Annotated in this window: 24 protein-coding genes and 1 rRNA gene; 20 read left to right on the forward strand and 5 right to left on the reverse strand. The window is 70.2% G+C overall.

The window, feature by feature from the left end; translation table 11 throughout:
• The 10 genes from rrf to ACZ5VD_RS43375 all read left to right on the forward strand — a co-directional run.
• A 5S ribosomal RNA gene (rrf, locus tag ACZ5VD_RS43330) occupies positions 1-86 on the forward strand; the annotation flags it as partial.
• Between the two features lie 72 nt (positions 87-158).
• On the forward strand, positions 159-803 hold the full coding sequence (locus ACZ5VD_RS43335; RefSeq protein WP_468547815.1) for an HAD family hydrolase: 645 nt from the start codon (positions 159-161) through the stop codon (positions 801-803).
• A gap of 69 nt (positions 804-872) precedes the next feature.
• A complete protein-coding gene (locus ACZ5VD_RS43340) occupies positions 873-1562 on the forward strand; it encodes a VC0807 family protein (protein ID WP_468685984.1) in 690 nt (229 codons plus the stop codon).
• A 74-nt stretch (positions 1563-1636) separates the two neighbouring features.
• Positions 1637-2863, forward strand: coding sequence for an MFS transporter (locus ACZ5VD_RS43345; protein ID WP_468685985.1), 1227 nt, complete (start codon positions 1637-1639; stop codon positions 2861-2863).
• Entirely contained in the window at positions 2814-3986 is a 1173-nt protein-coding gene (locus tag ACZ5VD_RS43350) for an acetoin utilization protein AcuC (RefSeq protein ID WP_468547812.1), read from the forward strand. The genes ACZ5VD_RS43345 and ACZ5VD_RS43350 overlap by 50 nt, the downstream gene beginning before the upstream one ends.
• 735 nt (positions 3987-4721) lie before the next feature.
• The gene (locus ACZ5VD_RS43355; protein ID WP_468685986.1) at positions 4722-5537 is read left to right on the forward strand and encodes a phosphatase; all 816 of its coding nucleotides are present in this window, start codon (positions 4722-4724) and stop codon (positions 5535-5537) included.
• Positions 5538-5666: 129 nt separating this feature from the next.
• Positions 5667-5876 (forward strand): helix-turn-helix domain-containing protein, encoded by a 210-nt coding sequence (locus ACZ5VD_RS43360; RefSeq protein WP_016437488.1) that lies wholly within the window; start codon positions 5667-5669, stop codon positions 5874-5876.
• 155 nt (positions 5877-6031) lie between these two features.
• A complete protein-coding gene (locus tag ACZ5VD_RS43365) occupies positions 6032-6130 on the forward strand; it encodes a 30S ribosomal protein bS22 (RefSeq protein WP_003948845.1) in 99 nt (32 codons plus the stop codon).
• A gap of 222 nt (positions 6131-6352) precedes the next feature.
• Complete coding sequence (locus tag ACZ5VD_RS43370) at positions 6353-7414, forward strand: NAD-dependent epimerase/dehydratase family protein (RefSeq protein WP_468547810.1); 1062 nt, start codon at positions 6353-6355, stop codon at positions 7412-7414.
• Between the two features lie 14 nt (positions 7415-7428).
• Positions 7429-8478 carry a lysophospholipid acyltransferase family protein gene (locus ACZ5VD_RS43375; RefSeq protein WP_468685988.1) on the forward strand — a complete coding sequence of 350 codons (1050 nt, stop codon included), beginning with the start codon at positions 7429-7431 and terminating at the stop codon, positions 8476-8478.
• A gap of 59 nt (positions 8479-8537) precedes the next feature.
• Here the strand turns inward: ACZ5VD_RS43375 and ACZ5VD_RS43380 are convergent, their stop codons facing one another.
• From ACZ5VD_RS43380 to ACZ5VD_RS43390, 3 genes are all read right to left on the reverse strand, one after another.
• A complete protein-coding gene (locus tag ACZ5VD_RS43380; protein WP_468685989.1) occupies positions 8538-9773 on the reverse strand; it encodes a DUF5667 domain-containing protein in 1236 nt (411 codons plus the stop codon).
• A gap of 243 nt (positions 9774-10016) precedes the next feature.
• Positions 10017-10790 (reverse strand): ECF subfamily RNA polymerase sigma factor, BldN family, encoded by a 774-nt coding sequence (locus tag ACZ5VD_RS43385; protein WP_468547807.1) that lies wholly within the window; start codon positions 10788-10790, stop codon positions 10017-10019.
• A 305-nt stretch (positions 10791-11095) separates the two neighbouring features.
• The gene (locus ACZ5VD_RS43390) at positions 11096-12028 is read right to left on the reverse strand and encodes an HAD family hydrolase (RefSeq protein WP_468547806.1); all 933 of its coding nucleotides are present in this window, start codon (positions 12026-12028) and stop codon (positions 11096-11098) included.
• A 95-nt stretch (positions 12029-12123) separates the two neighbouring features.
• Between ACZ5VD_RS43390 and ACZ5VD_RS43395 the strand changes: the two genes are divergently transcribed.
• The 5 genes from ACZ5VD_RS43395 to ACZ5VD_RS43415 all read left to right on the forward strand — a co-directional run bounded on the left by ACZ5VD_RS43395 (position 12124) and on the right by ACZ5VD_RS43415 (position 17925).
• A complete protein-coding gene (locus ACZ5VD_RS43395) occupies positions 12124-12408 on the forward strand; it encodes a glutaredoxin family protein (RefSeq protein ID WP_468547805.1) in 285 nt (94 codons plus the stop codon).
• A 255-nt stretch (positions 12409-12663) separates the two neighbouring features.
• Positions 12664-13425, forward strand: a complete 762-nt coding sequence (locus tag ACZ5VD_RS43400; RefSeq protein ID WP_468547804.1) for a redox-sensing transcriptional repressor Rex — start codon at positions 12664-12666, stop codon at positions 13423-13425.
• A complete protein-coding gene (locus tag ACZ5VD_RS43405) occupies positions 13422-15242 on the forward strand; it encodes a glutamyl-tRNA reductase (protein WP_468685991.1) in 1821 nt (606 codons plus the stop codon). Before ACZ5VD_RS43400 ends, ACZ5VD_RS43405 begins: the two co-directional genes overlap by 4 nt.
• Complete coding sequence (gene hemC / locus ACZ5VD_RS43410) at positions 15239-16198, forward strand: hydroxymethylbilane synthase (protein ID WP_468547802.1); 960 nt, start codon at positions 15239-15241, stop codon at positions 16196-16198. The genes ACZ5VD_RS43405 and hemC overlap by 4 nt, the downstream gene beginning before the upstream one ends.
• Positions 16195-17925, forward strand: a complete 1731-nt coding sequence (locus ACZ5VD_RS43415) for a bifunctional uroporphyrinogen-III C-methyltransferase/uroporphyrinogen-III synthase (protein ID WP_468547801.1) — start codon at positions 16195-16197, stop codon at positions 17923-17925. Before hemC ends, ACZ5VD_RS43415 begins: the two co-directional genes overlap by 4 nt.
• A gap of 135 nt (positions 17926-18060) precedes the next feature.
• On the opposite strand, the gene ACZ5VD_RS43420 is transcribed toward ACZ5VD_RS43415, so the two are convergent.
• Positions 18061-19449 (reverse strand): FAD-binding oxidoreductase, encoded by a 1389-nt coding sequence (locus ACZ5VD_RS43420; RefSeq protein WP_468685992.1) that lies wholly within the window; start codon positions 19447-19449, stop codon positions 18061-18063.
• 450 nt (positions 19450-19899) lie between these two features.
• Between ACZ5VD_RS43420 and hemB the strand changes: the two genes are divergently transcribed.
• A complete protein-coding gene (hemB, locus tag ACZ5VD_RS43425) occupies positions 19900-20892 on the forward strand; it encodes a porphobilinogen synthase (protein ID WP_468685994.1) in 993 nt (330 codons plus the stop codon).
• A gap of 332 nt (positions 20893-21224) precedes the next feature.
• Positions 21225-21581, forward strand: a complete 357-nt coding sequence (locus tag ACZ5VD_RS43430) for a DUF805 domain-containing protein (RefSeq protein WP_468547798.1) — start codon at positions 21225-21227, stop codon at positions 21579-21581.
• Positions 21582-21675: 94 nt separating this feature from the next.
• Here the strand turns inward: ACZ5VD_RS43430 and ACZ5VD_RS43435 are convergent, their stop codons facing one another.
• The gene (locus ACZ5VD_RS43435) at positions 21676-21900 is read right to left on the reverse strand and encodes a hypothetical protein (protein ID WP_468685995.1); all 225 of its coding nucleotides are present in this window, start codon (positions 21898-21900) and stop codon (positions 21676-21678) included.
• 314 nt (positions 21901-22214) lie between these two features.
• Between ACZ5VD_RS43435 and ACZ5VD_RS43440 the strand changes: the two genes are divergently transcribed.
• From ACZ5VD_RS43440 to ACZ5VD_RS43450, 3 genes are all read left to right on the forward strand, one after another.
• Positions 22215-23117, forward strand: coding sequence for an SAM-dependent methyltransferase (locus ACZ5VD_RS43440; RefSeq protein WP_468547796.1), 903 nt, complete (start codon positions 22215-22217; stop codon positions 23115-23117).
• Positions 23118-23255: 138 nt separating this feature from the next.
• Positions 23256-24473, forward strand: coding sequence for an aminotransferase-like domain-containing protein (locus tag ACZ5VD_RS43445; protein ID WP_468685997.1), 1218 nt, complete (start codon positions 23256-23258; stop codon positions 24471-24473).
• Between the two features lie 22 nt (positions 24474-24495).
• Positions 24496-25362: an arylamine N-acetyltransferase family protein gene (locus ACZ5VD_RS43450; protein ID WP_468685998.1), complete on the forward strand. Its 867-nt coding sequence runs from the start codon at positions 24496-24498 to the stop codon at positions 25360-25362.
• Positions 25363-25368 lie beyond the last annotated feature (6 nt).

Genomic DNA, 25368 nt, shown 5'->3' on the forward strand with positions numbered 1-25368 from the left:
GTTACATTCCGAACCCGGAAGCTAAGCCTTACAGCGCCGATGGTACTGCAGGGGGGACCCTGTGGGAGAGTAGGACGCCGCCGAACAAACTTTATAGAAAACCCCCGTACCCTTTGGTACGGGGGTTTTCTGTTTTCCGGGTCGTTTAGGGTCGAGCCATGCGCTATGACCTCGTCATCTTCGACAACGACGGTGTTCTCGTCGACAGTGAGCCCATCTCCAACCGGCTCCTGGCCGGCTATCTGACCGAGCTCGGGCACCCGACGTCGTACGAGGAGTCCATCCGGGACTACATGGGGTCCGCGATGCACCGGATCCATGACCTTGTGCGGGAACGTACGGGGGAGCGGTTGCCGGAGGACTTCGACGATGTCTTTCATGGGCGGGTGTTCGCGGCCTTCGAGCGGGAGCTGGAGCCGGTGACCGGGGCGGTGCAGGTCCTGGAGAAGTTGGCGGCGGACGGGGTGCCGTACTGTGTGGCCTCCTCCGGGAGCCATGAGCGGATTCGGGTCGGGCACCGGAAGACCGGGCTGGACCGGTGGTTCGCCGAAGAGCGGGTCTTCAGTTCGCAGGACGTGGGGCGGGGGAAGCCGGCGCCGGATCTGTTCCTCCACGCGGCCGAGCGGATGGGCGTCGCGCCGGAGCGGTGTGTCGTTGTGGAGGACAGTCCGTTGGGGGTGCAGGCGGCTGTGGCGGCCGGGATGGACGTGTACGGGTTCACCGCCATGACGCCCGCCGAGCGGCTCACGGGGGCCACACAACTCTTCTCGGACATGGGGGAGTTGGCAGACCTGCTGGTCTGACATTTGTCATGCCGAGAGCCGGACGATCGTTTCTACCGGGGTCCGGGGGTTGCCCGAGAAGCTGAGGGCATGACGAAGAAGAACGCCTTTGTGCCGCTCGCCATGGATGTGGCGGTGCCGATCGGGTCGTACTACCTGTTGAAGAACGGGTTCGGGATGAGCGCGCTGGCCGCGCTCGGCTGGAGCAGTGTGGTGCCGGCCGTGCGGACCGGGTGGAGTGCGGTGCGGGAACGGGCGGTCAACGGGCTGGCCGCGCTGATTCTCTTCGTCAACGTGGTGGGGCTGCTGCTCGGTCTTGTCGCCGGTGATCCGCGGTTGATGTTGGTCAAGGACAGCGGAGTCAGCAGTGCGGTCGGGATCGGAGTGCTCGTCTCCGTACTGCTGGGACGGCCCGCCATGACCGCCGGCATGAAACCGTGGCTGGTGAAGGGGGACGCGGGGCGGGAGGCCGCCTGGGCGCGGCTGCTGGAGGGATCCGCTGCCTTTCGGCGGTTCGAGCGGGTCTTCTCGGTGGTGTGGGGTGTGGTGCTGCTCGGGGAATGCGTGGTGCGGATCGTGGGGGCCTACACGCTGCCGGTGGACACGATGGTCTGGCTCGGGAACGTGATCATGATCGGTGCCATGGTTCTCGGGTTTGTCGTCAGCGGGGCCCTGGCCGCCGGACCGATGGCGGCGATGCTCGAAGCGGAGCTGAAATGCCCTGGTGAGAGCGGTGCGGGCCGGGTTCCCGTGGCGTCCGGCGTCGCTGTCGGCCGATGACGCCGTAAAGCTGAGGGAAATTCATCTTTGGCTGGATCTACCCACGAGTACGCCGGGGCCTTACGCTCGCCGCCATGACTGATGTGCTGCGGCGCGGTAGGGCCTCGCTGGCGTTCAGCTTCTTCGCGCAGGGCGTTGCCTTCGCCCTGCTCGTGACGCGGATCCCGGCCATTCAAGACCGTTACGGGGTCTCCGACGCGTTGCTGCCCGCGTTCCTCGCGGCTGTGCCGATCCTCGCGGGGGTCGGGAGCGTGAGCACCGAGCAACTCGTGAAGCGCATACCGCCCAGCCGGGTGCTGCGCTGGTCCCAGCCCGTCGTGCTGCTTGCGCTGCTCGGGGTGGGTGCGGGGGACACGACGGTCGAACTGGGCGTCTCCCTCGCCGCGTTCGGGCTCGCCGTGGGTGCGCTCGACGCGTCGATGAACATGCTCGGGGTGAGCCTGCAGCGGGCGTACGGGCGCAGCATCATGCTGAGTTTCCATGCCGTGTTCAGTCTCGGCGGGATTCTGGGGGCCTCGCTGGCGTGGGTGGGGGCGCACTGGCATCTGACGCTGTGGGTGTCGTATCTGCCGGTGGTGCTGGTCCTGTTGCCGGTCGCCCTGGTGGGGAGCCGCTGGTACGTCGACCGGGGTGCGGACGCCGATGCGGTGGCGGCCGAGGGGGACGAGAAGAGTGAGGGCGGGGTCCTCGCCTTCAAGTTGCTGCTGCCGCTGTGCCTGGTGATGTGTTTCGCGTACATCGGGGACTCGACCGTCTCCAACTGGAGCGCGAAGTACCTGCAGGACGTGCTGGGGAGCAGTGAGCAGCTGGCGACCGTGCCGTACAACGTGTACATGGTGACCACGCTGATCGGGCGGGCCCTCGGGGACCTCGGGGTGCGGCGGTTCGGGGCGGTCCTGGTCGTACGGCTGGGGGCGTTGGTGGCGGCCGTGGGGTTCGCGGTGGTGGCGGTGGCGCCCGGGCCGTGGGTGGGGATGCTCGGGTTCACGTTGCTGGGGCTGGGGTTGTGTGTGCTGGTGCCGCAGACCTTCGCGGCGGCGGGGCGGCTGTTCCCGGGGGCGTCCGACGCGGCGGTGGCTCGGCTCAACGTCTTCAACTACGTCGGGTTCCTGGTCGGGTCGCCGTTGGTGGGGGCCCTGGGCGATGCCTGGAGTTATCGCGGGGCGATGCTCGTGCCGATGGTGTTGGTGCTGGTGACGCTCGTGTACGCCCGGTCGTTCGCCGCTCAACCGGACCGATACGGTGGCGGGCATGAGCGGCCGCGCACAGCTGATGTGGGACGAGGCAGTAACGGGCTATGACTTCGGTCCGGATCATCCGATGGATCCGGTTCGGCTCGCCCTGACCTGGAGTCTCGTGCAGGCCTTCGGGCTGGACCGGGAGATGGACGTCGTGGCGGCCAAGCCGGCCGGGGAGTCGACGCTGCGGCTGGTGCACCGGGAGGACTACGTCGAGGCCGTGAAAGCGGCTTCCGTGGACCCCGGGGCGGCGGATCCGGCGTACGGGCTCGGCACCGCCGATGATCCGGCCTTCGCGGGGATGCATGAGGCGTCCGCGTTGATCGCGGGACAGTCGGTCGGCGCCGCGGAAGCTGTGTGGCGGGGGGACGCGCTGCACGCGGTGAACTTCGCGGGTGGGCTGCACCATGCGATGCCCGGGGGCGCGTCGGGGTTCTGCATCTACAACGACGCCTCCCTGGCCATCGCCCGGTTGCTGGAGCTCGGGGCCGAGCGGGTTGCCTATGTGGACGTCGACGTCCATCACGGGGACGGGGTGCAGGCGGCGTTCTGGGAGGACCCGCGGGTTCTGACCGTGTCGCTGCACGAGCATCCTCGTACGTTGTTTCCGCAGACCGGGTGGCCGGAGGAGACCGGGGCGGAGTGTGCGGAGGGGACGGCGGTGAATGTCGCGCTGCCGGCGGGGACCGGGGACGCGGGGTGGCTGCGGGCGTTTCACTCCGTGGTGCCCGAGGTGATCGCCGACTTTCGGCCGCAGGTGTTGGTGACTCAGCACGGGGCGGATACGCACTTCGAGGATCCGTTGGCGCATCTGGCTGTGTCGCTCGATGCGCAGCGGGCCGTGCAGGTGGCCTGTCATGAGCTGGCGCACGAGTACGCCGGTGGGCGGTGGGTCGCGCTGGGTGGGGGCGGGTACGCGGTGGTGGATGTGGTGCCGCGGTCGTGGACTCATCTGGTGGGGATCGCCGCCGGGCGGGAGATTGAGCCTGCGGCGGTGATTCCTGAGGGGTGGCGGCAGGAAGTGTTCGCTCGGACGCGGCAGTTGGGGCCGGTGCGGATGACTGATGGGCGGTGGCCGGTGGCCTGGGCGGGGTGGGAGGCGGGGTACGACCCCGCGGATCGGTTGGATCAGGCGGTGGTGGCTGCTCGGCGGGCGGTGTTTCCGTTGCGGGGGATGTTGGCGTAGGGGGTGGGGGTGCGCGCCGGGTGCTCTCCGCCCCCGCCGCCCCTTCCCGTCCCGTCCCCAGGAGCTCCGCCCCTTCGACCCCACCCAGGGGCTCCGCCCCTGAACCCCGAGCGGGGACTGCGTCCCCTGCACCCCTTGCGGGGCTCCGCCCCTCAACCCCCGCGGGGACTGCGTCCCCTGCACCCCTTGCGGGGCTCCGCCCCTCAACCCCCGCGGGGACTGCGTCCCCTGTACCCCTGCCGGGGGGCTCAGCCCCTGTGCTCTGGCGGGGGACCGCGTCCCCTGCACCCCCCCACAGGGCTGGCCACCGGGCAGCGGGGTCGGGCCCCCTCGCGGGGCTCTGTCCCTGTGCTGGGCGGGGAGTTCGTCCCCTGCGCCCTGTGCGGGCCGGCTGTCGGGGACTGGGGCAGGCGGCCTTGAAGGGTTCCGCCCCTCGTACCTCGGCGGGGAGTTCGTCGCCTGTACCCCTCGCAGGGGCCTGGTTGCCGGGGACTGGGGTGGGACCGGCTGAAGGGCTCTGCCCGGGACTTCGTTCCCTGCGCCCCTCACCGGGTCCGTCCCTGTGTCTGCCCCGCACCCCGCTGGGGCTGCCGCCCCAGGTCCCGCTTCGGCCCTGTAGGGGCCTCGTCCTCAAACGCCGGACGGGATGGAGCGGGGTGGGTGGGGTTACGCCAACTGTGCGGTGTTTTCGTGTTCGTGGTTCGTGGGTGGGGTGGGGGCGTCAGCATCGGTTCCGTGTTGAGTGTCGGCGCGCTGCGCGCGCATCTGCTTGCCTCGGGGTTGGCCGGGAGGGTGGCCACCTCGCGGGAGGAGAGTCTGCGGAGTTATCGGTTGTTCGCTGCTCGGGATCCTCGGGTGTTGATCGGGCTTGATCCCGAATGGTCCTGGGGGCAGCGGGATTTGATCGGTTTGATGGCGGACAAATGTGGGGTTTCGGGTGATCTCCGGCATGTGGAGGGTCGTGATGTGATTGATCCCGAGCGGACCCTGGTCGCGCTGGATGCCTTCGCCGAGCGGATCGAGGCGGTCGCCCGGCGCCGGGCGACCGTGCTCCTGGGGACCGGTCATCCTCATCGACTGCTCGGCTTCTACGCCGCCTTGGCGGACGCGCTGTCGGCGGCGGGATGTACCGTCCTCACCCCTGCGGGGGGTCACTCTGTCGACATAACGACCCGGTTCGGTCTACGCACGTACAACCTTGACTACGTACGAGGCGTCGCGCTGGTGCGGGAACCGGGGGTGCTGAGCTCCGGTGGTGCGACCGGCGCGCACAGTCACTCACCCCTCCCGGTTCGGGTCGCGCTGGCCGCGGCGGCGGAGGCCGGCGGGCCCCTTCCCGAGCTTGTCATCGGAGACCACGGGTGGGTCTGCGGAGCAGGTCAGCTGGGGTTTGAGGCCATTGGGCTGGCGGATACGGATGACCCCGCCCTCTTTGTCGGGGAGGCGGAGGGGGTCGTGTCCGTCGTCGTTCCACTTGATGACGCTGTGCGGTCTGATTACTACCGGCCGCTGACCCGCTACGTACTCAATCGAGCGTGTCTGTCACAGTAGGCCGCCGATGGGTGCACCTCTTCCCCACTTGCATCACCCGCCCCTACATTGGGGAGTGAGCACGCAACGACGAAGAGTCACCGGAAGGGGAAGCCGGTGACCGTCGAGTGCGGAAGGTTCAGGTGTGTCATGGCTGCTGAGCAGAGGCCTCTGAGCGAGGTTCAGTTCCTTACCGTGGCGGAAGTCGCCTCGGTGATGCGAGTGTCGAAGATGACCGTGTACCGCTTGGTGCACAGCGGTCATCTGCCCGCGATCCGGGTGGGGCGGTCCTTCCGCGTCCCGGAGAATGCGGTTCACGAGTACCTTCGCGAGAGCTATGTGGGGGTGGAAACCGCCTGACGACGGTGGTCCGGGGGGATCCTCAGGGCACTCCTGGATCACCCCGGTCTCCCTCGATTACGACCTCAGCGCTCGGGCGGGTAGGCTGGCCCCTTGTAGGTCGTATGGGCCCATGGCGCCCAACGCCGAGTGATGAGAAGTGAGCGAGGGTAGTCGTGGGCTCTGTTATCAAGAAGCGGCGCAAGCGGATGGCCAAGAAGAAGCACCGCAAGCTGCTCAAGCGCACGCGCGTTCAGCGTCGCAACAAGAAGTAGGCGACGCCGCGAAAGCAGCGTGATGTGGCCCCCCATCCATGGCGGTGGGGGGCCACACGCGTATCGAGGCCAAGGACCGGCCGGATGTCGTCACTTCGCGCAGTGGGCGGTCATCACAGCGCAACATCGAACCGCTAGGTTGGCGGCACACGGGGAACACGACAGGCTTACGAGTGCCGGATGGGTACGCGTGCAGGATGGGCTGGAAGGAAGGCGCTGATCTTGGGCAAGGTCGTGCTCGTGACCGGAGTGGCTCGTCAACTGGGGGGCCGGTTCGTACGACGGATCCAGCGTGACCCGCAGGTGGACCGGGTCATCGCCGTGGACGCGGTTCCCCCCGAGCACCATCTGGGCGGCGCCGACTTCGTCCAGGCCGACATCCGGCAGCCCGGCATCGCGCGGGTGCTCGCCGAGACGTCCGCGGACACGGTCGTGCACCTGGACGTCACCGGGACCGCGCTCGGCACCGGCAGCCGGACCTCCGTCAAGGAGACCAACGTCATCGGCACCATGCAGCTGCTCGGCGCCTGCCAGAAGTCGCCGACGGTGAAGCGGCTGGTGGTGAAGTCCAGTACCAACGTCTACGGTTCCGCGCCGCGCGACCCCGCCGTCTTCACCGAGACGACCCCGCCGAAGTCGCTGCCCAGCGGCGGGTTCGCCAAGGACGCGGTCGAGGTCGAGGGGTATGTGCGCGGCTTCGCCAGGCGGCGGCCGGACGTCGCGGTGTGCGTGCTGCGGTTCGCCAACATCCTCGGCCCGACCGCCGAGACCCCGCTCGCCGCGTACTTCGCGCTGCCGATCCTGCCGACCGTGCTGGGCTACGACCCCCGGCTGCAGTTCGTGCACGAGGACGACGTGATCGAGGTGCTGCGGATCGGCGCGCACGAACCGGAGCGGGGCACGCTCAACAGCGGCACCTTCAACATCGCCGGGGACGGGGCGCTGTTGCTCTCGCAGTGCTCGCGGCGGCTCGGCCGGCCCACGGTGCCGTTGCTGCTCCCCGCGGTCACCTGGGCGGGCTCCCTGGTACGTACGCTGGGCATGACGGACTTCTCGCCCGAACAGATCCGGCTGCTCACCCACGGCCGGGTCGTGGCGACGAACCAGATGCGTGAGACGCTCGGGTTCAAGCCGAAGTACACGACGGCGGAGACCTTCGCGGACTTCGCACGCAGCCGCGGCCCCGGACTGCTGCCGCCGGAGGCCCTCGCGGGGGCCGTCGACCGGATCGCCGCGCTGCCCCTGGCGGGCGGCGGCCACCCCCCGACGCAGAGCGCCAACTGAGGAGCGCATCAACGATGGCGGACGCCAAGGTCATTCCGTTCGACGACGACCGGTCCCGCGGGAGCGCCGTGCAGCGGCCGTCGCGGCGCCGGGGCGCGGGAAGCCGGCGCAAGGGCGATCCCGGACCGGTCCGCGAGGTCCAGCCCCTGCCCAACAGGGCTTTTGCGCAGGATGATGTTCCTGTGACGCGTGAGGAAGAGTCGGCCGAGAAGCCGCAGGACACCGGCGGCCTGGAGCAGCGCATCGCGGGCGGCCTCGCCTTCCTGCGCCGCCGGCTCACCGGTGACTACGAGGTCGACGACTTCGGCTACGACGAGGAGTTGACCGACCAGGTCCTGATGTCCCTGCTGCGCCCGTTGTACGAGAAGTACTTCCGGGTCGAGGTGAAGGGCGTCGAGAACATCCCGGCCGAGGGCGGGGCGCTGATCGTCGCGAACCATTCGGGGACGCTGCCGATGGACGGCCTGATGATGCAGGTCGCCGTGCACGACCACCACCCGGCGGACCGGCATCTGCGGCTGCTGGCCGCGGACCTGGTCTTCATGCTGCCGGTGGCCAACGAACTGGCCCGCAAGCTCGGTCACACCCTGGCCTGCGCGGAGGACGCCGAACGGCTGTTGGCCAAGGGCGAGCTGGTCGGGGTGATGCCCGAGGGCTTCAAGGGCATCGGCAAGCCCTTCAGCGAGCGCTACAAGCTCCAGCGTTTCGGCCGCGGCGGCTTCGTGTCGACGGCACTGCGCCAGGGCGCCCCGATCGTTCCGTGCTCGATCGTCGGGGCCGAGGAGATCTATCCGATGATCGGCAACGCCAAGACCCTCGCCCGGGTGCTCGGCTTCCCGTACTTCCCGATCACGCCGACCTTCCCGTGGCTCGGTCCGCTGGGTGCGATCCCCCTGCCGACCAAGTGGACCATCCAGTTCGGTGAGCCGATCCCGACCGACGGCTATCCGCCGGAGGCGGCCGAGGACCCGATGCTGATGTTCAACCTCACCGACCAGGTCAGGGAGCAGATCCAGCACACGCTCTACAAGCTGCTCGTGCAACGCCGCTCGGTGTTCTTCTAGCGCGTCGTACGAGAGTGGGGGCGCCCTTCAGACGAAGGGCGCCCCCACTCTCGTACGGACTACTCCGCGTCCTCCGCGTCGATGCCCAGGCCGGGCAGCAGGCCGGGGAGGAGCGGGGGGAGGGTGACGTCGGGCCGGGTGGTGGGCGTCGTGGACGGGGTGGTGGTGCCGGTGTCCTTCGGGGGGTCGAGGAGGCCGCCGGTGTTGCCACCGAGGAGGCCGTCGTCCGGGCTGTCGGAACCGGTCGACTTACTGGGACTGTCGCTGTCGGTGCCGCTGCTGCCGTCGGGCGAGCCGCCCTTGCCGGTGCTCGGCGCCGACGAACGGTCGGAGCCGGTCGAGGAGTCGGAGGACGCGGGGCCGGAGCCCTTGCGTCCCCCGGTTCCGTTGCCCGGAGCCGGGGGCTGCGGGAGGAGGGACTGCAGCGGGGCGACCTCTTCGTCTATGGCTTCGAAGACCGACGACACCTGCTGACTGACGTCGCCGAGCTGGACGGGGAGCCGGTCGCGGAGCGCCCCCCAGGCGTCGCGGTGCGAGCGCGAGAAGCTGTCCAGGGCCTGCATGGGTCCCAGCGAGCCGGGGTCGCGCTCGTAGGCCGCGGTCAGCAGCCGGTGACCCTCGGAGGCGTCGTGCTGCATCCCGGACAGGGCGCGGCGGATCTCGCCGAGGGACTCGTGGTCGAGGTGACCGCCGCGGTCGCGCTCCATCAGCCGGCGGGCCTCGTTGAGCCGGGTGGAGGCCTGGTCGAGATAGGCCACGCCCCGCTCGTCGTCGCCCTCGGACATGTAGGTGAGCTTGAAGTCCTCGATGCCGCGCTTGAGGCCGTAGAGCGAGTCGCCGGGCAGGGCGTCCGAGCTGGCCGCGGCGACACCGCCGAAGGCGCCGGCGGCGACCCCGACGCTGAGTCCGCCCGCGGCCAGGCCCTTGGTGAGCCGGGAACGCGGTCGGAGCTTGCCCAGGGGGCTCGCCCGGTGCGCACCCTTGGTCCGGTGGGAGCGTTGTTCCGGTACCGAGGGCTCGGCACCGCCTCCCATGGTGCCCTCCAGCAGCATGGCCTCCATGGCGGCCACGAGCTGGGCCCGCTGGACGACCTTGACCTCAGGGTCCAGCTGCGGCTTGGGCAGTTCATCGAGACCGGTAGCGAGGGCCGTCAGGCGACCCTGCTCGGTCTGTTCCGCAGCAGCCGGGGACGGCGGTGGTCCTTCGGACTGCTCGGCCGCCGTGCCCCGGTCGGACTCCTCCAGGGCCTGGGCGAAGGCGTTCGCCCGCCGGTGCGCCGATACGTTCGCGATCACTGGCGGCACCTCCTCTCGTCAAGACGGTCGACTCCCCAGGGGGTCCTGAGGGTTGCACGCCCTGGCCACGAGCACTCGATCGAGTGATCGAAGTCGGCCAGGGAGTGACCACAGGGAGCCTGCATCCCGCACAACGAGTGGCGCGGCACTTGGGTTACGGACGGTGGATGATCGGATCGGGAACCCAACCGACTTTCACTTACGGCGAGTTGGGAGTCACCGAGCGTGCACCGCCCGGCGCCCTCAGCGCGCGTCCTCCGGGAGGAGCCGGGCCAGGGTGCGCACGGCGCGGTACTGGAGGGTCTTGATCGCACCCTCGTTCTTGCCCATCACACGGGCGGTCTCGGCGACGGAGAGCCCCTGGAGGAACCGGAGAGTCACGCACTCCTGCTGCTGGGGGTTGAGCCGTCGTACGGCGTCGAGAAGGGCGGCGTTCGAGAGGGACTCCAGGACGGAGTCCTCGGGGGAGCGCGCGACCTCGTTGGCGTCGAGCATCTCGCCGGTGGTGACTTCCAGCCGGAAACGGCTCGACTTGAAGTGGTCGGCCACGAGGTTGCGGGCGATGGTCACGAGCCACGCGCCGAAGTCGCGGCCCTGCCAGGTGAACGTGCCGATCCGGCGCAGTGCGCGCAGGAACGTCTCACTGGTGAGATCCTCAGCGGTCGCCTTGCCTCCCACTCGGTAGTAGATGTACCGGTACACGGTGTCGCTGTACTGGTCGTAGAGGCGGCCGAACGCATCGGCCTCGCCGGCCTGTGCGCGCTCCACGAGATCCATCATGCGGGCGCTGTCGCTGTCCGCGGCGGGACGGCGAGTGGTGGTGGCACCGGTCGAACGCCCTCGTCTTCCGACGGCGGCGCTGCCGTCGGCGAGCGCGTAGCACGGGCCGACGGGGGTGGTGGCAACGGCAAGGGCGGGGACGGCGTACGCGGTGGGGACGAAGCCGCGCAACAGGTCTTGGACCGTTGCGCGCAGCGTAGCCAGGCCCGAGGCGTCAACCCCGACGTGTGGGTACACGGGACTCCCAGAGGCAGAGCTTCCATCACGTGCAGTGCGGAACCGTTCACCCGTCGTAGCGACGGAAGGGGATCCGGATTGCGTCTGAGGAGAATAACGCTTAGTGCAGGCCCTGCTACACGCAGTTGCTCAAATCATCGATTACGTCGCTTCTGTAACCGAATGGCGGCTGATCAAGTACCGGTCGGTGATCAGTTGTTGATCGATTTGCTTCGTCTTCCGTCCCGGTCTGGGGCGTGTTGTGGCCGTGTGCAGCCAACGTGACTGGACAGGGGGGTGGCGGGGTATGACCTGGCGATTGGCGGTCAGCGACGCCGCTTGTGCAGGGCGATCGCCGCTGCCGTACCGCCCGCCACCGCGCCCACGCCGGCCGCGGCCGGGATCCCGACCTTCGCCGCCTTGCGGCCCGTGCGGTAGTCGCGCAGCCGCCATTCCAGCTTGCGGGCGTGCTTGCGCAGCTTGCTGTCCGGGTTGATCGCGTACGGGTGGCCGACCAGCGACAGCATCGGGATGTCGTTGTGGGAGTCGCTGTAGGCGGCGCAGCGGGACAGGTCCAGGCCCTCCGCCGCGGTCAGCGCGCGCACCGCCTCCGCCTTCGCCGGGCCGTGCAGGGGCTCGCCGACCAGCCTGCCCGTGTAGACGCCGTCGACCGACTCGGCGACCGTGCCGAGGGCGCCGGTGAGTCCGAGGCGGCGGGCGATGACCTGGGCGATCTCCACCGGCGCGGCGGTGACCAGCCACACCTTCTGACCCGCGTCCAGGTGGGCCTGGGCCAGCGCCCGGGTGCCGGGCCAGATGCGCTCGGCCATGTACTCGTCGTAGATCTCCTCGCCGATCGACATCAGCTCGGAGACACGGTGGCCCTGGACGATCGACAGGGCCGAGTCGCGGGCCTCCTGCATGTGCTCCGGGTCCTCGACGCCGGCCAGCCGGAACCACGCCTGCTGCCAGGCGAACTTCGCTAGGTCGCGGGTCTCGAAGAACTTCCGCTTGTGCAGGCCCCGTCCGAAGTGGAACAGCGCGGCACCCTGCATCACGGTGTTGTCGAGGTCGAAGAAGGCGGCGGCGTGCGCGTCGCCGTGCACCGGGAACTCCGGTTCGGCGCCGACGGCACCAGGGGTACCGGCCGCGTCCTGCTGCGTGGACTTGCGCGCTGCCTCTGCCGAGGCCTCGCCTGCCAACACGCTCCGCGCCGTGGCGGAGCGCCTACGGGGAGTGAGCCATCCGAGAGCGGCCATGGCGTGAGCATAGCCAGTTTGTTCGGTGGTTCCGGAGTCGAGAGGTTCGGAGGGTGTGAACTCTCCGCGACCTGGCCGTTAAACAAGGCGCGAGAATGGCCGACATGACTCCCATCTTTCGGCGTAGCGCCTCCCGAGCCCCACAGGACCGGCTCGTCACTCTGATCCGCAAGCCCGGGTGTCATCTGTGTGATGACGCACAGGTCGTGGTCGAGAAGGTGTGCGGGGAGCTGGGGGTGCCCTGGGAGCGGAAGGACATCGAGCAGGACGCCCAACTGCACGATCGGTACTGGGAGCAGATCCCCGTCGTCCTCGTGGACGGTGAGCAGCACACCTTCTGGCGTGTGAACGAGGAGCGACTGCGCAAGGCGTTGGCTTAGGATCGACGGCGACTTGGTCTCGGGGGCGATGATCGTAGAGGAGAGTGTGCGGTTTTGCCCCCAAGAGAAGAGGAACGGTGGTGCGCATGTGCCGGTTCCGCACGCGTGCGCCGGGGGCGCGTGACCCCGGTCACGTTGGCCGGGCAAATCGGACACCATCTTTGTGCACGCGTTCACAAAGACATAGCCTGCTTTCGACGGGGCGGTCTGGACGCGTGTGACCGCCTACAGCCCCGCTCTACCCGCAGGAGCACCGTGGCAACTGGCCGAACTCACCGACCGGCGACCCGTAGCCGAGGGATTCCCGAGGCCACCGTCGCCCGCCTTCCGCTGTACCTCCGGGCGCTGACCGCACTGTCGGAGCGCTCGGTACCCACGGTCTCCTCCGAGGAACTGGCCGCCGCCGCGGGGGTCAACTCCGCGAAGCTGCGCAAGGACTTCTCGTACCTGGGCTCGTACGGAACGCGTGGTGTGGGCTACGACGTCGAGTACCTCGTCTACCAGATCTCCCGTGAGCTGGGCCTCACCCAGGACTGGCCGGTGGTGATCGTCGGAATCGGCAACCTCGGCGCCGCCCTCGCCAACTACGGCGGGTTCGCGTCCCGCGGATTCCGGGTCGCCGCGCTGATCGACGCCGATCCGACGATGGCCGGCAAGCCCGTCGCGGGCATTCCCGTGCAGCACGCGGACGAGCTGGAGAAGATCGTCGAGGACAACGGCGTGTCCATCGGGGTGATCGCCACCCCCGCCGGTGCCGCCCAGCCGGTGTGCGACCGGCTCGTGGCCGCCGGGGTCACCTCCATTCTGAACTTCGCGCCGACCGTGCTGACCGTCCCGGACGGCGTCGACGTACGCAAGGTCGACCTCTCGATCGAACTGCAGATCCTCGCCTTCCACGAGCAGCGCAAGGCCGGCGAGGTGGCTGCCGCCGCCGACGCGGTCCAGGCCGTCGCCGCCCGCAAGCGCTCCGCCGACAAAGGGCCAGACGGGGACGTCCCCGCCGTGATGCCGGCATGAGTCTCCTCGTCGTCGGGCTGAGCCACCGCAGCGCCCCGGTCAGTGTGCTGGAGCGGGCCGCGCTGTCCACGGACGCCCAGATCAAGCTGCTGCAGGACACCGTCGGCGCCGAGCCGGCCGCCGAGGCCGCCCTCCTCGCCACGTGCAACCGCATCGAGCTCTACGCCGACGTGGACAAGTTCCACGCCGGCGTCGCCGAACTGTCCACGCTGCTCGCCCAGCACAGCGGGGTCGGCCTCGACGAACTCACGCCCCACCTGTACGTGCACTACGAGGACCGGGCCGTCCACCACCTGTTCTCGGTGGCGTGCGGCCTCGACTCGATGGTGGTCGGGGAAGGGCAGATCCTCGGACAGATCAAGGACTCGCTGGCGAAGGCGCAGGAACTGCACAGCGCCGGGCGGCTCCTGAACGACCTGTTCCAGCAGGCCCTGCGGGTCGGCAAGCGCGCCCACTCCGAGACCGGCATCGACCGCGCCGGACAGTCCCTGGTCACCTTCGGCCTGGAGCAGCTGTCCGCCGGAGCACCCGTCGAGCAGTGGGTCCGCGGCAAGAAGGCCCTGGTCATCGGCGCCGGATCGATGTCCTCGCTGGCCGCAGCCACGCTCGCGCGGGCCGGGGTCGCCGAGATCGTCGTCGCCAACCGCACCCCCGACCGTGCCGAGCGCCTCGTCCACCTGCTCGAAGAGCAGTACGGACACCGCCCGGGCGAGGGCGACCACACGGACGTGCTGGCCCGCGCGGTACCGATGGAGTCGGTGCCGGTCGAGCTGACACGTGCCGATCTCGCCGTCTCCTGTACGGGCGCGACCGGCCTGGTCCTGACGGCCGAGGCGGTCGCGGCGGCGATCGAGGGCCGTGACGGCCGGCCGGTCGCCGAGCGCGGGACCGTTTCGCCGGCCGGCGGTGACGTCGGGCGTACGTCGCCTGCCGCCGCCGGGCACGGCGAACTCCCGCCCACCAGCCTCGGCGCCGAGGAGGGCTGCCCGCTCGACCTGCCGGCCGTCCAGCAGGCGACCGCCGGGTTCTCCGTGCTCGGTGAGGCCGCCGTGGCCGGGATGGCCGCCGCCGAACTGGAACAGCACGCCGCCTGGGTGGACAACGGCACCTCGCGACAGCAGAACCCCGCCTCCGCGGCAGGTGCGGTCACCGTGCTCGACCCCGCGGAGGAGGCCGACGCCATCGCCGCGCTGGCCGCCGCCGCGGCCGTCGTCGGCCGGGTGCCCGAACGCCGCAGGCCCGAACCCGTCGCCGGGATCCCCCGCCCCGAGCCCGCGCTCTTCCTGCTCGACCTGGCCATGCCCCGCGACATCGACGCGGCCGTGCACCGGCTGCTCGGGGCGCGCCTGGTGGACATCGAGTCGCTGGCCGAGGCCTCCACCGGGCCCGACCAGCGGACCCCCGCCGCCGGTCCCATCGCGGCCGACGTCGAGCAGGTCCGCCGGATCGTCGCCGACGAGGTCGCGGCCTTCGGCGCCGCACTGCGGGCCGCGCACATCACGCCGACCGTGGTCGCACTGCGGACCATGGCCGCCGATGTCGTCGCGAACGAGATCGCGCGGCTCGACGGGCGGCTGCCCGGCCTCGACGACAAGCACCGCGCCGAGATCACCCAGACCGTGAAGCGCGTCGTCGACAAGCTGCTGCACGCGCCGACCGTACGGGTCAAGCAACTCGCGGCCGAACCCGGCGGCGCCGGGTACGCGGACGCGCTGCGGACCCTGTTCGACCTCGACCAGGAGACGGTGGCCGCCGTCTCCCGGGCCGATCGCGACGACGACGAACCTGAGAACAGCAAGAACCGAGGGCCGGCATGAGTAGCAAGGCATTGAGACTGGGGACGAGGCGAAGCAGACTCGCCCGGGCCCAGTCCGGGCAAGTGGCGGACGCCGTGAGCCAGGTGACCGGACGGCCCGTCGAGCTCGTCGAGATCACCACGTACGGAGACGTGTCGAGGGAACAGCTCACGCAGATCGGCGGCACCGGGGTCTTCGTGACCGCGCTGCGGGACGCGCTGCAGCGCGGCGAGGTCGACTTCGCGGTCCACTCGCTGAAGGACCTGCCGACCACCCATCCCGAGGAACTGGCGCTGGCCGCCGTGCCGTTGCGCGAGGACCCGCGGGACGTGATCGTCGCCCGGGACGCGCTGAAGTTCACCGATCTGCCCCGCGGGGCGCGGATCGGGACGGGCTCGCCGCGGCGGATGGCCCAGCTGAACGCATACGCGCGGAGCCACGGGCTGGATATCGAGACGGTTGCGATCCGCGGGAACGTGGATACACGGATCGGGTTCGTGCGCGATGGTTCGCTTGATGCGGTTGTGCTGGCTGCGGCTGGTCTGAATCGGATTGGTCGTGCTGATGAAGTGACTGACTTCCTGTCGGTCGACACGGTTTTGCCCGCTCCCGGCCAGGGAGCACTCGCGATCGAATGTGCCGCGGACCACGCGGACCTGATCGCAGCGCTCGGCGAGCTCGACGACCCGTTCACGCGGGTCGCCGTGACCGCCGAACGATCACTGCTCGCCGCCCTGGAGGCCGGTTGCAGCGCACCTGTGGGTGCGTTGGCCGACCTGTTGGCCGACGGGCAGATTGTCAAGGAAATGCGCCTGCGCGGCGTCGTCGGCACGACCGACGGCTCGCGGATGGTGCAGTTGTCCACCACCGGTCCCGTGCCCGAGACGTACGACCAGGCAATGGCGCTCGGTCGCGAACTCGCTGCCGAGATGCTTGCCCAGGGCGCGGCCGGTCTGATGGGGGAGCGAGCACAGTGAGCCCCACCACTCTTCCTGCCGGTCCGGACCACGGGCACGTCACCTTCCTTGGTGCCGGACCCGGGGATCCGGGACTACTTACTCTTCGCGCCGTCGAGGCGCTGGCGCACGCGGACGTTCTCGTCGCCGAGCACGAAGTGCTCGACGTCGTACGTGCGCACGCCAGGTCCGGCGTCGCCGTGGTGAACACGGACGCGGATCCCGGTGTGGATCCGTCGTCCGGTCTGTCCACCGGTCCGACTCCGGGCACAGGTGCCCCTCAACTAACGGTTGTTGACGGTTCGTCAACAGTCGTCGGTGTCCCCGCCGTGCGGGATGCCGCACATCTTGTCATGGAGGCCGCACGGGGCGGCAGGCGGGTCGTACGTGCGGTGTCCGGGGACCCCGGGCTCGACGCGTACGCCGCCGAGGAGATGCTGGCGTGCGCCGCCGCCGGGGTGCCGTTCGAGGTCGTACCCGGGGTGGCCGCGGCCGTCGGCGTGCCCGCCTACGCCGGTGTACCGCTGCGCGACGCCGAGGGCGCCGACGTCCGGTTCGTGGACGCGCGGACCGCCTCCGACCGGTGCTGGACGGAGGTGGGGGCGTCCGACGGGACCGTGGTCGTGTCGACGACCCTCGACTCCGTCGGCGCGGCCGCCGGTGAGCTGGTGTCCGCCGGACGCAAGCCCGATACGCCGATGACCGTCACCGTCGCCGGCACGACCACGCGTCAGCGGACCTGGACCGCGACGCTCGGCACCATCGCGCAGACACTGAAGCAGGCCAAGGTGCTGCCGTCGCCCGAAGGCGGGCGGCCGGTGATAGCCGTGGTCGGCGAGCGGTCCGCCGCGGCTCAGCGTGAGCAGCTCTCGTGGTTCGAGTCCAAGCCGATGTTCGGCTGGAAGGTCCTCGTACCGCGGACCAAGGAGCAGGCGGCCTCGCTCTCCGACCAGCTGAGGTCCTACGGGGCCGTGCCGCACGAGGTGCCGACCATCGCCGTCGAGCCGCCGCGGACGCCCCAGCAGATGGAGCGGGCCGTGAAGGGTCTGGTGACGGGCCGCTACGAGTGGATCGCCTTCACCAGCGTGAACGCGGTCAAGGCGGTGCGGGAGAAGTTCGAGGAGTACGGGCTCGACGCGCGCGCCTTCGCGGGGATCAAGGTCGCCGCGGTGGGGGAACAGACCGCCAAGGCGTTGATCGCCTTCGGTGTGAAGCCTGATCTGGTGCCCAGTGGGGAGCAGTCGGCCGCCGGGTTGCTGGAGGACTGGCCTCCGTACGATCCCGTTTTCGATCCGATCGATCGGGTGTTCCTGCCGCGGGCCGACATCGCCACGGAGACGCTGGTCGCCGGGCTGATCGAGCTCGGGTGGGAGGTCGACGACGTGACGGCCTATCGCACCGTGCGGGCCTCGCCGCCTCCCGCCGAGACGCGGGAGGCCATCAAGGGCGGAGGGTTCGACGCCGTTCTCTTCACGTCGTCCAGCACCGTGCGGAACCTGGTGGGCATCGCCGGGAAGCCGCACAACGTGACGATCATCGCGTGTATCGGGCCCGCCACGGCCAAGACCGCCGAGGAACACGGGCTGCGGGTCGACGTCATGGCTCCGGAGCCTTCCGTGCACCGGCTCGCCGAGGCGCTGGCCGACTTCGGGCTGCGGCGGCGTGCCGCGGCGCTCGAAGCCGGGGATCCGGTGACCCGGCCCAGTGAGCGGCGGCCGGGGGCTCGGCGGCGGCGCACGACCACCTGACCGAACGGGGTGGGTGGCCTGGGGCCCGCGTGGCCTTGGGGCCATGTGGCCACGGGGTCCTGTGGCCACGGGGTCCTGTGGTCCCGTGGCTCAGTGAGGGGCGCGGGTGCTGTGCGGTGACTTCGGTCCGGGTTGTCAGGCCGGGGTCACCGTGTGGCCGTAGCGCAGCAGGTTCGCCGGGTCGTAGGTCGACTTGGCCCGTCGCAGGTGGGCGTAGACCTCCGGGGTCCAGGCCCGGGCCCTGTCCTGCTCGTCGCCCGGCGTGCCGTGGATGTTGACCATCGTGCGGCCCGTGCCGAACGGGGCCATCGCCCCCTGGAGGGCCGTCGTCGCCTGTTCCACGGCCTCCGCGGCCGGCGGGGCGGCCAGGATCGCCACCGTCTCCAGGAAGTAGGCGGCGTCGCGGGCACAGATCGCGTCCTCCACGGCCGCCGGGCGGGACAGCGCGCCGCCCATGTGACGGAGCTCCACCAGAAGCAGCGGGTAGTCCGCCGCCGCGGCCGGGCCCGCCTGCGTCAGGAACGTGTCGATGGCGTCCGGGGTCAGATCGTGGAGCAGCGCGCAGGACTCCCGGGCGGGGAGCGGGTCCTGGGGCTCCATGTAGATCCGGTCCAGTGCCGCGTACTCCATCTCCTCGACCGTGTCGACGGCGATGGGGGCGGCCTCGCGGAGCGGCTCGACGAGACGCTCGCCCTCCTGGGTGTCGCCGGTCCAGGCGATCGCCACCCTTGCCCAGAAGCCGCCGCGCAGGGGCTCCGGGATCTGGGGGATCGGGGGCAGGCGCAGGAGGCTGAACGCGCTGCACATCTCGTTCGGCACGGTGCGTGTCCACTCCGCCCAGGTGCGGAGGAGGGGTTCGGTGTGCTCGCCCGGGGCGTAGATGCCGCCGCCGAGGAGGCGGGGGAGCGGGAGCAGGTCGAACGTCAGGTCCGTGACCACCCCTACGTTGCCCTTTCCGCCGCGTAGCGCCCAGAACAGTTCGGGCTCCGTGTCCTTGGTCGCCTCGTGGAGGGTGCCGTCCGGGGTGACGACGCGGAAGGAGTGGACCAGGTCGGCCGCGTAGCCGTAGGTGCGGCCCAGGACGGGGAGGCCGCCGCCGAGGGTGTAGCCGACCACGCCGGCGTCCGTGGAGGTGCCGGAGAGGGCGGCGAGGCCGTGAGGGGCGGCGGCGTCCAAGACGTGCCGCCACTTTGCGCCTGCGGCGGCTGTGGCGGTGTGGGTGGCCGGGTCTGTGGTGACGTCGGTCATGCGGTGGGTCGTGATCAGGAGGCCGCCGGGTATGGGGAAGTTGGCGCCGTGGCCGGTGGCCTGGACGGCTACCGGGGTGTGGGTGGCGGAGGCCCAGCGCAGGGCCGCGACGATGTCGGCGGTGCTGGTTGCTCCTACGACGATGTCGGGGGTGTGCAGGGCGGCCAGGTTGAAGCCGGTCACCTCGTCGGCGTAGCCGTCCTCGCCGGGGCGTAGGACCGGGCCCTGGATGTCGGAGAGGGCGAAGAGGTGGGGGGTGGGGTGGGTGGTGGTCATGGTGTCCTCCTGGGGCGGGAGGCTTGCTCTTTCAGCTTGGACCTGTGAGGTGGGGGGCGCATGTGGGGGGTGGGGTCGGGGCCGCGTCGGGGGGTGTCCGTCCTCGGAACGGCGCGGAGGCTGTTTCTCGAAGAGGTACCGGCGTTGACCGCGCAGTCCACTGCGGGCGAACACCCCCCGACACGTCCCCTTGCCGCCGTACGACGGGGCTGCGGGGGGCCTTTCGACGTCCACCTCTTGGCCGACCGAGTCGGGCGGTGGGTGGGCATAGGACCGGGGGTCTGGGGGCGGAGCCCCCAGGGTCGGTCACCTCTTGGCCTGCCGCGTTGGGTGGTGGGTGGGCACAGGTCCCGGGGGCTGGGGCGGAGTTCCCAGGGTGGGGTTGCGTTGGTGGTGGGGGCCGACGGGGCGTCGGTAAAGGGGGGGTTGGGGCGGGCGTAGCGTGGTGGTATGACGACGTATGGATCCTTTCCCGGCTCGCGGCCTCGGCGGTTGCGGACCAGCCCCGTCATGCGGCGCATGGTTGCCGAGACCCGGCTGCATCCCGCCGACTTCATCCTCCCGGCCTTCGTACGGGAGGGCGTCGCCGAGCCGGTGCCGATCGCGGCGATGCCCGGGGTGGTGCAGCACACGCGGGACACGTTGAAGAAGGCGGCCGCGGAGGCGGTGGCGGCCGGGATCTCCGGGATCATGCTGTTCGGCGTGCCGGAGGAGTCGAAGAAGGACGCGGTGGGGACGCCCGGGACCGATCCGGACGGGATTCTCCAGGTCGCCCTCCGTGATGTGCGGGCCGAGGTCGGTGACGAGCTGCTCGTCATGTCCGATCTGTGCCTCGACGAGACCACTGACCATGGGCACTGCGGCGTCCTTGACGCGGAAGGGCGGGTCGACAACGACGCGACCCTTGAGCGGTACGCCGAGATGGCACAGGTCCAGGCCGACGCCGGCGCCCATGTGGTGGGGCCCAGCGGGATGATGGACGGCCAGATCGGGGTCGTCCGGGACGCCCTGGATCAGATCGGACGGACCGATGTCGCCGTGCTCGCCTACACGGCCAAGTACGCCTCCGCGTTCTACGGGCCCTTCCGGGAGGCCGTCGGGTCCTCGCTGAAGGGGGACCGGAAGACGTACCAGCAGGATCCTGCGAACGCGCGGGAGTCGCTGCGGGAGGTGGCCCTCGATCTGGAGGAGGGGGCCGACATGGTGATGGTGAAGCCCGCGGGGCCGTATCTGGACGTCCTGGCGCGGGTCGCCGACTCCGTGGACGTGCCGGTCGCCGCCTACCAGATCTCCGGGGAGTACTCGATGATCGAGGCCGCCGCCGAGAAGGGGTGGATCGAGCGGGACCGGGCCATCCTGGAGGCGCTGACCGGAATCAAGCGGGCCGGTGCGCAGAACATCCTCACCTACTGGGCCACGGAGGTCGCCCAGCGGCTGCTGTGACGGGTCCCGGCGGACGCGAAAGCGGCACTCTCGGGTGCTCTCGGGACACAACGGTTCGAACTCGGTCCGGCTACGGACCGAACTCGGTGCGGGGAGTGTGCGGGGTGTGACCTGTGGCTTTCAGGTGGCCTTCGGGGGTTGAGGTGGTGGCCTTCTGTGGGTCTGTCCGGAAAACGACCCTCGGGGGAGGCGATGCTTCCGGTTCCGTGGTGCGTTCGGTGCGGGGAACTGGGCAGATGTAACGAATTGACGAGTTCCCGTCAGCTTCCATATCTTCTGCGCCTGGCCTGATCCGTTCGGAGGGGTCTTACGTCGATCCCTGGGGGGACGCAATGAGCTGGTTCATCGAGGCGCTCAAGAAGTACGCGGTATTCAGTGGGCGTGCGCGCCGCAAGGAATACTGGATGTACACGCTGTTCGTCAGCATCTTCTACGTCGTGTTCCTGGTCATCGGCCTCGCGGTCAAGCAGCCGATCATCGCCGTGGTCTTCTACCTGGCGATCCTGGTGCCGAGCCTCGCGGTCTCGTTCCGTCGTCTGCACGACACCGGCCGCTCCGGTGGCTGGATCTTCATCAGCCTGGTGCCGCTGGTCGGCGCCATCGTGATGCTGGTCTTCCTGTGCGGTGACAGCGAGGCGGGTGCCAACAGGTTCGGTCCGAACCCGAAGGAAGCCCCCGCTCTCGTCTGACGTCGAGATGCGACGTCCCACCGCTGAATTCTGACTTCTGTCTTCAGCTGTCTTCAAAGGCCGTCCGGCTGGTGCCGGGCGGCCTTTGGCGTTCTCAGTTCGCCGAGGAGGAGGGCGGGAGGGAGGGCGAGGGGGAGGCGGGAGAGGTGAAGGAGGAGGGGGAGGTGGAGGTGGGGGAGGTGGGGGTTTTGGGGGTTGTTGTCGAGGGGCCCTCGTCGCGTACGCCTGTTCCGTCCTTGCAGCCCGTCAGCACGAGCGCGAGGAGCGTGAGGGCGGTGGCGGCGAGGAGGTGGCGGTGGCGGCGGGTGCGGGCGGGCATGGGGGCGCTGGCCTTTCCTTCGACGGAGGGGAAGGGGGAAACGGGGGAGGGGCGGGAGGGGAGGGGCGGGAAGGGGTGGTGTGGGTGGGTGGGTACAGCGTGTGGGGCTTGGTGGGGTGGGGGCCAGGGGGTGTGGGGGATTCGGGACGCTGGGGTGAGGGTGTGCCTGGTGACCTGCGGGGATGTGTGGTTCCCGGGACGGGGTGTGGGACGTCGGATGGTGGGGTTCTGTGAAAAGTGACAGTGGGCACCATCAAGTGCCGCTGGGAGTTAGGTTGTTGACCTCTCTGCCACCGACTCTTCGAGGAGACGCCATGTCCGGTGACGCCCTCAGCCAGGACCCCGCCGAACTGAGAAGGAGGATCGACACCACCAAGGCGCACCCGGCCCGGGTCTACGACGTCTTCCTCGGCGGTAAGGACAACTACCCCGTCGACCGTGCCGCTGCCGCCGCCGCGCTCACCGCCAATCCGCGCGGTTACCTCGACGTACGCCACAACCGCGACTTCCTGCGCCGGGCCGTGAACACGCTCGCCCAGGAGGACGGCATCCACCAGTTCCTCGACATCGGCACCGGGCTGCCCACCGCGGAGAACGTCCACCAGATCGCCCAGCGCGTCTCCCCGGACTCGCGGGTCGTGTACGTCGACAACGACCCGGTCGTTCTCACACATGCGCGCGCCCTGCTGACGAGCGGTCCCGAAGGGCGTACGGACTACATCGACGCCGACTTCAAGGACCCGGCGCACATCCTCGAACAGGCCGGGAAGACGCTGGACTTCGACCGGCCGATCGCGCTGTGCCTGGTCGCGATCCTGCACTTCGTCGAGGACGAGGAGGCGTACCCGATCGTGCGCGGCCTCGTCGACGCGCTGCCCGCCGGCAGCCGGGTGGTGCTCAGTCATCTGACGGAGGACCTCAATCCGGAGAACATCCGCGCGGTGCAGCGGACGTACACCGAGCGGGGGTTCACGTTCGTGCTGCGGTCCCGGGCGGAGGTCGAGCGGTTCTTCGCCGAGAGCTCCCTTGAGCTCGCCGAGCCGGGTGTCGTGCCCGCCCACCACTGGCGGGCCGACGACGCGGCCCCGGTGCCCGAGCAGCCCGAGGCGTCGTACCTCGCGGAGCTCGATGACATCGAGAAGGTGCGGTACGCCGACATCAACGATGTGACCGACGCCGACATCAACGTGTACGCGGCTGTGGGGAAGAAGGCCTGAGAGGAGGAGGGAGGGGGTGGAGGGGGGAGGCAGGAAGGGGCGAGGGGGCGGGTGGGTGTCCGGGATTCGGGAAGCTGTTTGTAGGTGGCATGTAGGTGCTTAGGCTGCGCGGCACTGGTCGTCGTCGAAGGAGCCGTCATGTCGGTCGTCGAGTCCGCGTTCCCGTCCGCCGCCGTGCCGCCGCTTGCCGCGCGGGTGCGGTCGGTCGGTGGGTCGGCCGTGCGGGACATCCTCGCCGTCACCGCCCGCCCCGAGGTGATCAACTTCGCGGGTGGCCTGCCGGCGCCGGAGCTGTTCGACGCGGCCGGGATCGCCGATGCCTACCGGGCCGTCCTCGCGGAGACACCCGCGCGGGCCCTGCAGTACTCCACCACCGAGGGCGAGCCCGGGCTGCGGGATGCGCTCGCGCGGCGGATGTCCGTGCGCGGACTGCCCACGGACGCCGACGACGTGCTGGTCACCACCGGGTCGCAGCAGGCGCTCTCCCTGCTCGCCACCGTGCTGGTGGAGCCCGGGGACACGGTTCTGGTGGAGAGGCCCTGCTATCTGGCGGCCCTTCAGGCCTTCGGGTTCGCGGGGGCCCGGGTCGTGGCGGTGCCGGGGGACGGGGAGGGGCTGGACCCCGTGGCGCTGGAGGAGCTGGTGGTGCGGGAGCGGCCCAAGCTGCTCTACACCGTGCCGACCTTCCAGAATCCGACCGGCCGCACGCTGCCGGTCGGGCGTCGGGCCGCCCTCGCGTCCGTGGCCGCCCGGCGGGGGGTGTGGGTCGTCGAGGACGATCCGTACGGTGAGCTGCGCTTCGAGGGGGAGCGGGTGCCGTGGATCGCGTCCTGTCCGGGTGCGGAGGACCGTACGGTCCTGCTCGGGTCCCTCTCCAAGGTGATGGCGCCGGGGCTGCGGCTGGGATGGCTGCGGGCGCCGCAGGAGTTGCGGCGGGCCTGTGTGGTCGCCAAGCAGGCCGCCGATCTGCACACGCCGACGGTCAACCAGCTCGCCGCCGCCCGCTACCTCGCGGACCGGGACCTCGACGCCCATGTCCTGCGGGTCGCCGGCGTGTACCGGGAGCGGCGGGACGCGATGCTCGCGGGGCTGGCGGACGCGCTTCCGGACGGGGCCACCTGGAGCCGTCCCGAGGGTGGGATGTTCCTCTGGGCCCGGCTGCCGTCGTCGTACGACACGACGGAGCTGCTGGCGCGGGTGGTGCGGCACGACGTGGCCTATGTGCCGGGTGCGCCCTTCTACGCCGGTGAACCGGACCGGTCCACCCTGCGGCTGTGCTTCGTGACGCAGACGCCGGAGGAGATCGGCGAGGGGCTGCGGAGGCTCGGGGTGGGGTTGCGGGACCGACGGGACTGAGGTGGGTGTCTACGGTGAGGGCATGACTGACGCCGTGGGGAACGTGCGAGGTGTGGACGGTGCCGGGTTCGATCTCGGCTCCTACCTGGAACGGGTCGGGTGGGAGGGGGCGTCGCGCGCCGACCTGGTGACGCTCAAGGGTGTCCATCTGGCGCATCTGCGGGGGATTCCGTTCGAGAACCTCGATGCCCTGCGCCGAGTGGCTCCCTCCCTCGAACCGGCCGACCTCATGGGCAAGTTGGTGCACAGCCGGCGCGGCGGCTACTGCTACGAGCACAACACGCTCTTCGCGCTCGCCCTGGAGGCGCTGGACTTCCGGCTGACCCGGCTGGCCGCCCGTGTCGTCGTCGGCGCGGACCGCATCGAGAGCCGGCCGCGTACGCACATGGCCCTGCTCGTCGAGGTGCCGGGTGAGCCGGAGCCGTATCTGGCCGACGTCGGCTTCGGGGCGGTCGGGGCGCTGCTGGAGCCGGTGCCCCTGGTGGCCGGGCACGAGGTCCGGGACGCGGGGCGGCGGCACCGGCTGGTGCACGCGGCCCGGCCGGGGCCGCTGGAGACGTGGGTGCTGGAGGCGTACGCGGAGGGGAAGGGCGAGGCGGTCGGTCGGTGGGAGGCGCAGTACGCGTTCACCCTGGAGCCGTTCGAGAAGCCCGACTTCGACGTCATCAACTGGCACATCGCGACGAACCCGCGCTCGCCCTTCACCCAGCGGCTCTACGTGCAGCGGAGCACTCCCGACCGCCATCTCCTCCTCCACGGCCGGCTCCTCACCGAGACCCGGGCCGACGGCACGGTCGCGGAGCGCGAGGTCATGGAGGAGGAGGCGCGGCGGCTCCTCGACGAGGAGTTCGGGATCCGGGCCCCGGAGGGGATCACCCTGCTGTCGTGAGGGGGC

Source organism: Streptomyces sp. NPDC032822 (genome assembly GCF_055578825.1).

What these genes read in the sequence shown, in the direction of transcription:
- ACZ5VD_RS43335 (WP_468547815.1), top strand. Translation starts at nt 159, where the DNA reads ATGCGCTATGACCTCGTCATCTTCGACAACGACGGTGTTCTCGTCGAC.
- ACZ5VD_RS43340 (WP_468685984.1), top strand. Translation starts at nt 873, where the DNA reads ATGACGAAGAAGAACGCCTTTGTGCCGCTCGCCATGGATGTGGCGGTG.
- ACZ5VD_RS43345 (WP_468685985.1), top strand. Translation starts at nt 1,637, where the DNA reads ATGACTGATGTGCTGCGGCGCGGTAGGGCCTCGCTGGCGTTCAGCTTC.
- ACZ5VD_RS43350 (WP_468547812.1), top strand. Translation starts at nt 2,814, where the DNA reads ATGAGCGGCCGCGCACAGCTGATGTGGGACGAGGCAGTAACGGGCTAT.
- ACZ5VD_RS43360 (WP_016437488.1), top strand. Translation starts at nt 5,667, where the DNA reads ATGGCTGCTGAGCAGAGGCCTCTGAGCGAGGTTCAGTTCCTTACCGTG.
- ACZ5VD_RS43375 (WP_468685988.1), top strand. Translation starts at nt 7,429, where the DNA reads ATGGCGGACGCCAAGGTCATTCCGTTCGACGACGACCGGTCCCGCGGG.
- ACZ5VD_RS43390 (WP_468547806.1), bottom strand. Translation starts at nt 12,028, where the DNA reads ATGGCCGCTCTCGGATGGCTCACTCCCCGTAGGCGCTCCGCCACGGCG.
- ACZ5VD_RS43395 (WP_468547805.1), top strand. Translation starts at nt 12,124, where the DNA reads ATGGCCGACATGACTCCCATCTTTCGGCGTAGCGCCTCCCGAGCCCCA.
- ACZ5VD_RS43405 (WP_468685991.1), top strand. Translation starts at nt 13,422, where the DNA reads ATGAGTCTCCTCGTCGTCGGGCTGAGCCACCGCAGCGCCCCGGTCAGT.
- hemC (WP_468547802.1), top strand. Translation starts at nt 15,239, where the DNA reads ATGAGTAGCAAGGCATTGAGACTGGGGACGAGGCGAAGCAGACTCGCC.
- ACZ5VD_RS43420 (WP_468685992.1), bottom strand. Translation starts at nt 19,449, where the DNA reads ATGACCACCACCCACCCCACCCCCCACCTCTTCGCCCTCTCCGACATC.
- hemB (WP_468685994.1), top strand. Translation starts at nt 19,900, where the DNA reads ATGACGACGTATGGATCCTTTCCCGGCTCGCGGCCTCGGCGGTTGCGG.
- ACZ5VD_RS43430 (WP_468547798.1), top strand. Translation starts at nt 21,225, where the DNA reads ATGAGCTGGTTCATCGAGGCGCTCAAGAAGTACGCGGTATTCAGTGGG.
- ACZ5VD_RS43435 (WP_468685995.1), bottom strand. Translation starts at nt 21,900, where the DNA reads ATGCCCGCCCGCACCCGCCGCCACCGCCACCTCCTCGCCGCCACCGCC.
- ACZ5VD_RS43440 (WP_468547796.1), top strand. Translation starts at nt 22,215, where the DNA reads ATGTCCGGTGACGCCCTCAGCCAGGACCCCGCCGAACTGAGAAGGAGG.
- ACZ5VD_RS43445 (WP_468685997.1), top strand. Translation starts at nt 23,256, where the DNA reads ATGTCGGTCGTCGAGTCCGCGTTCCCGTCCGCCGCCGTGCCGCCGCTT.
- ACZ5VD_RS43450 (WP_468685998.1), top strand. Translation starts at nt 24,496, where the DNA reads ATGACTGACGCCGTGGGGAACGTGCGAGGTGTGGACGGTGCCGGGTTC.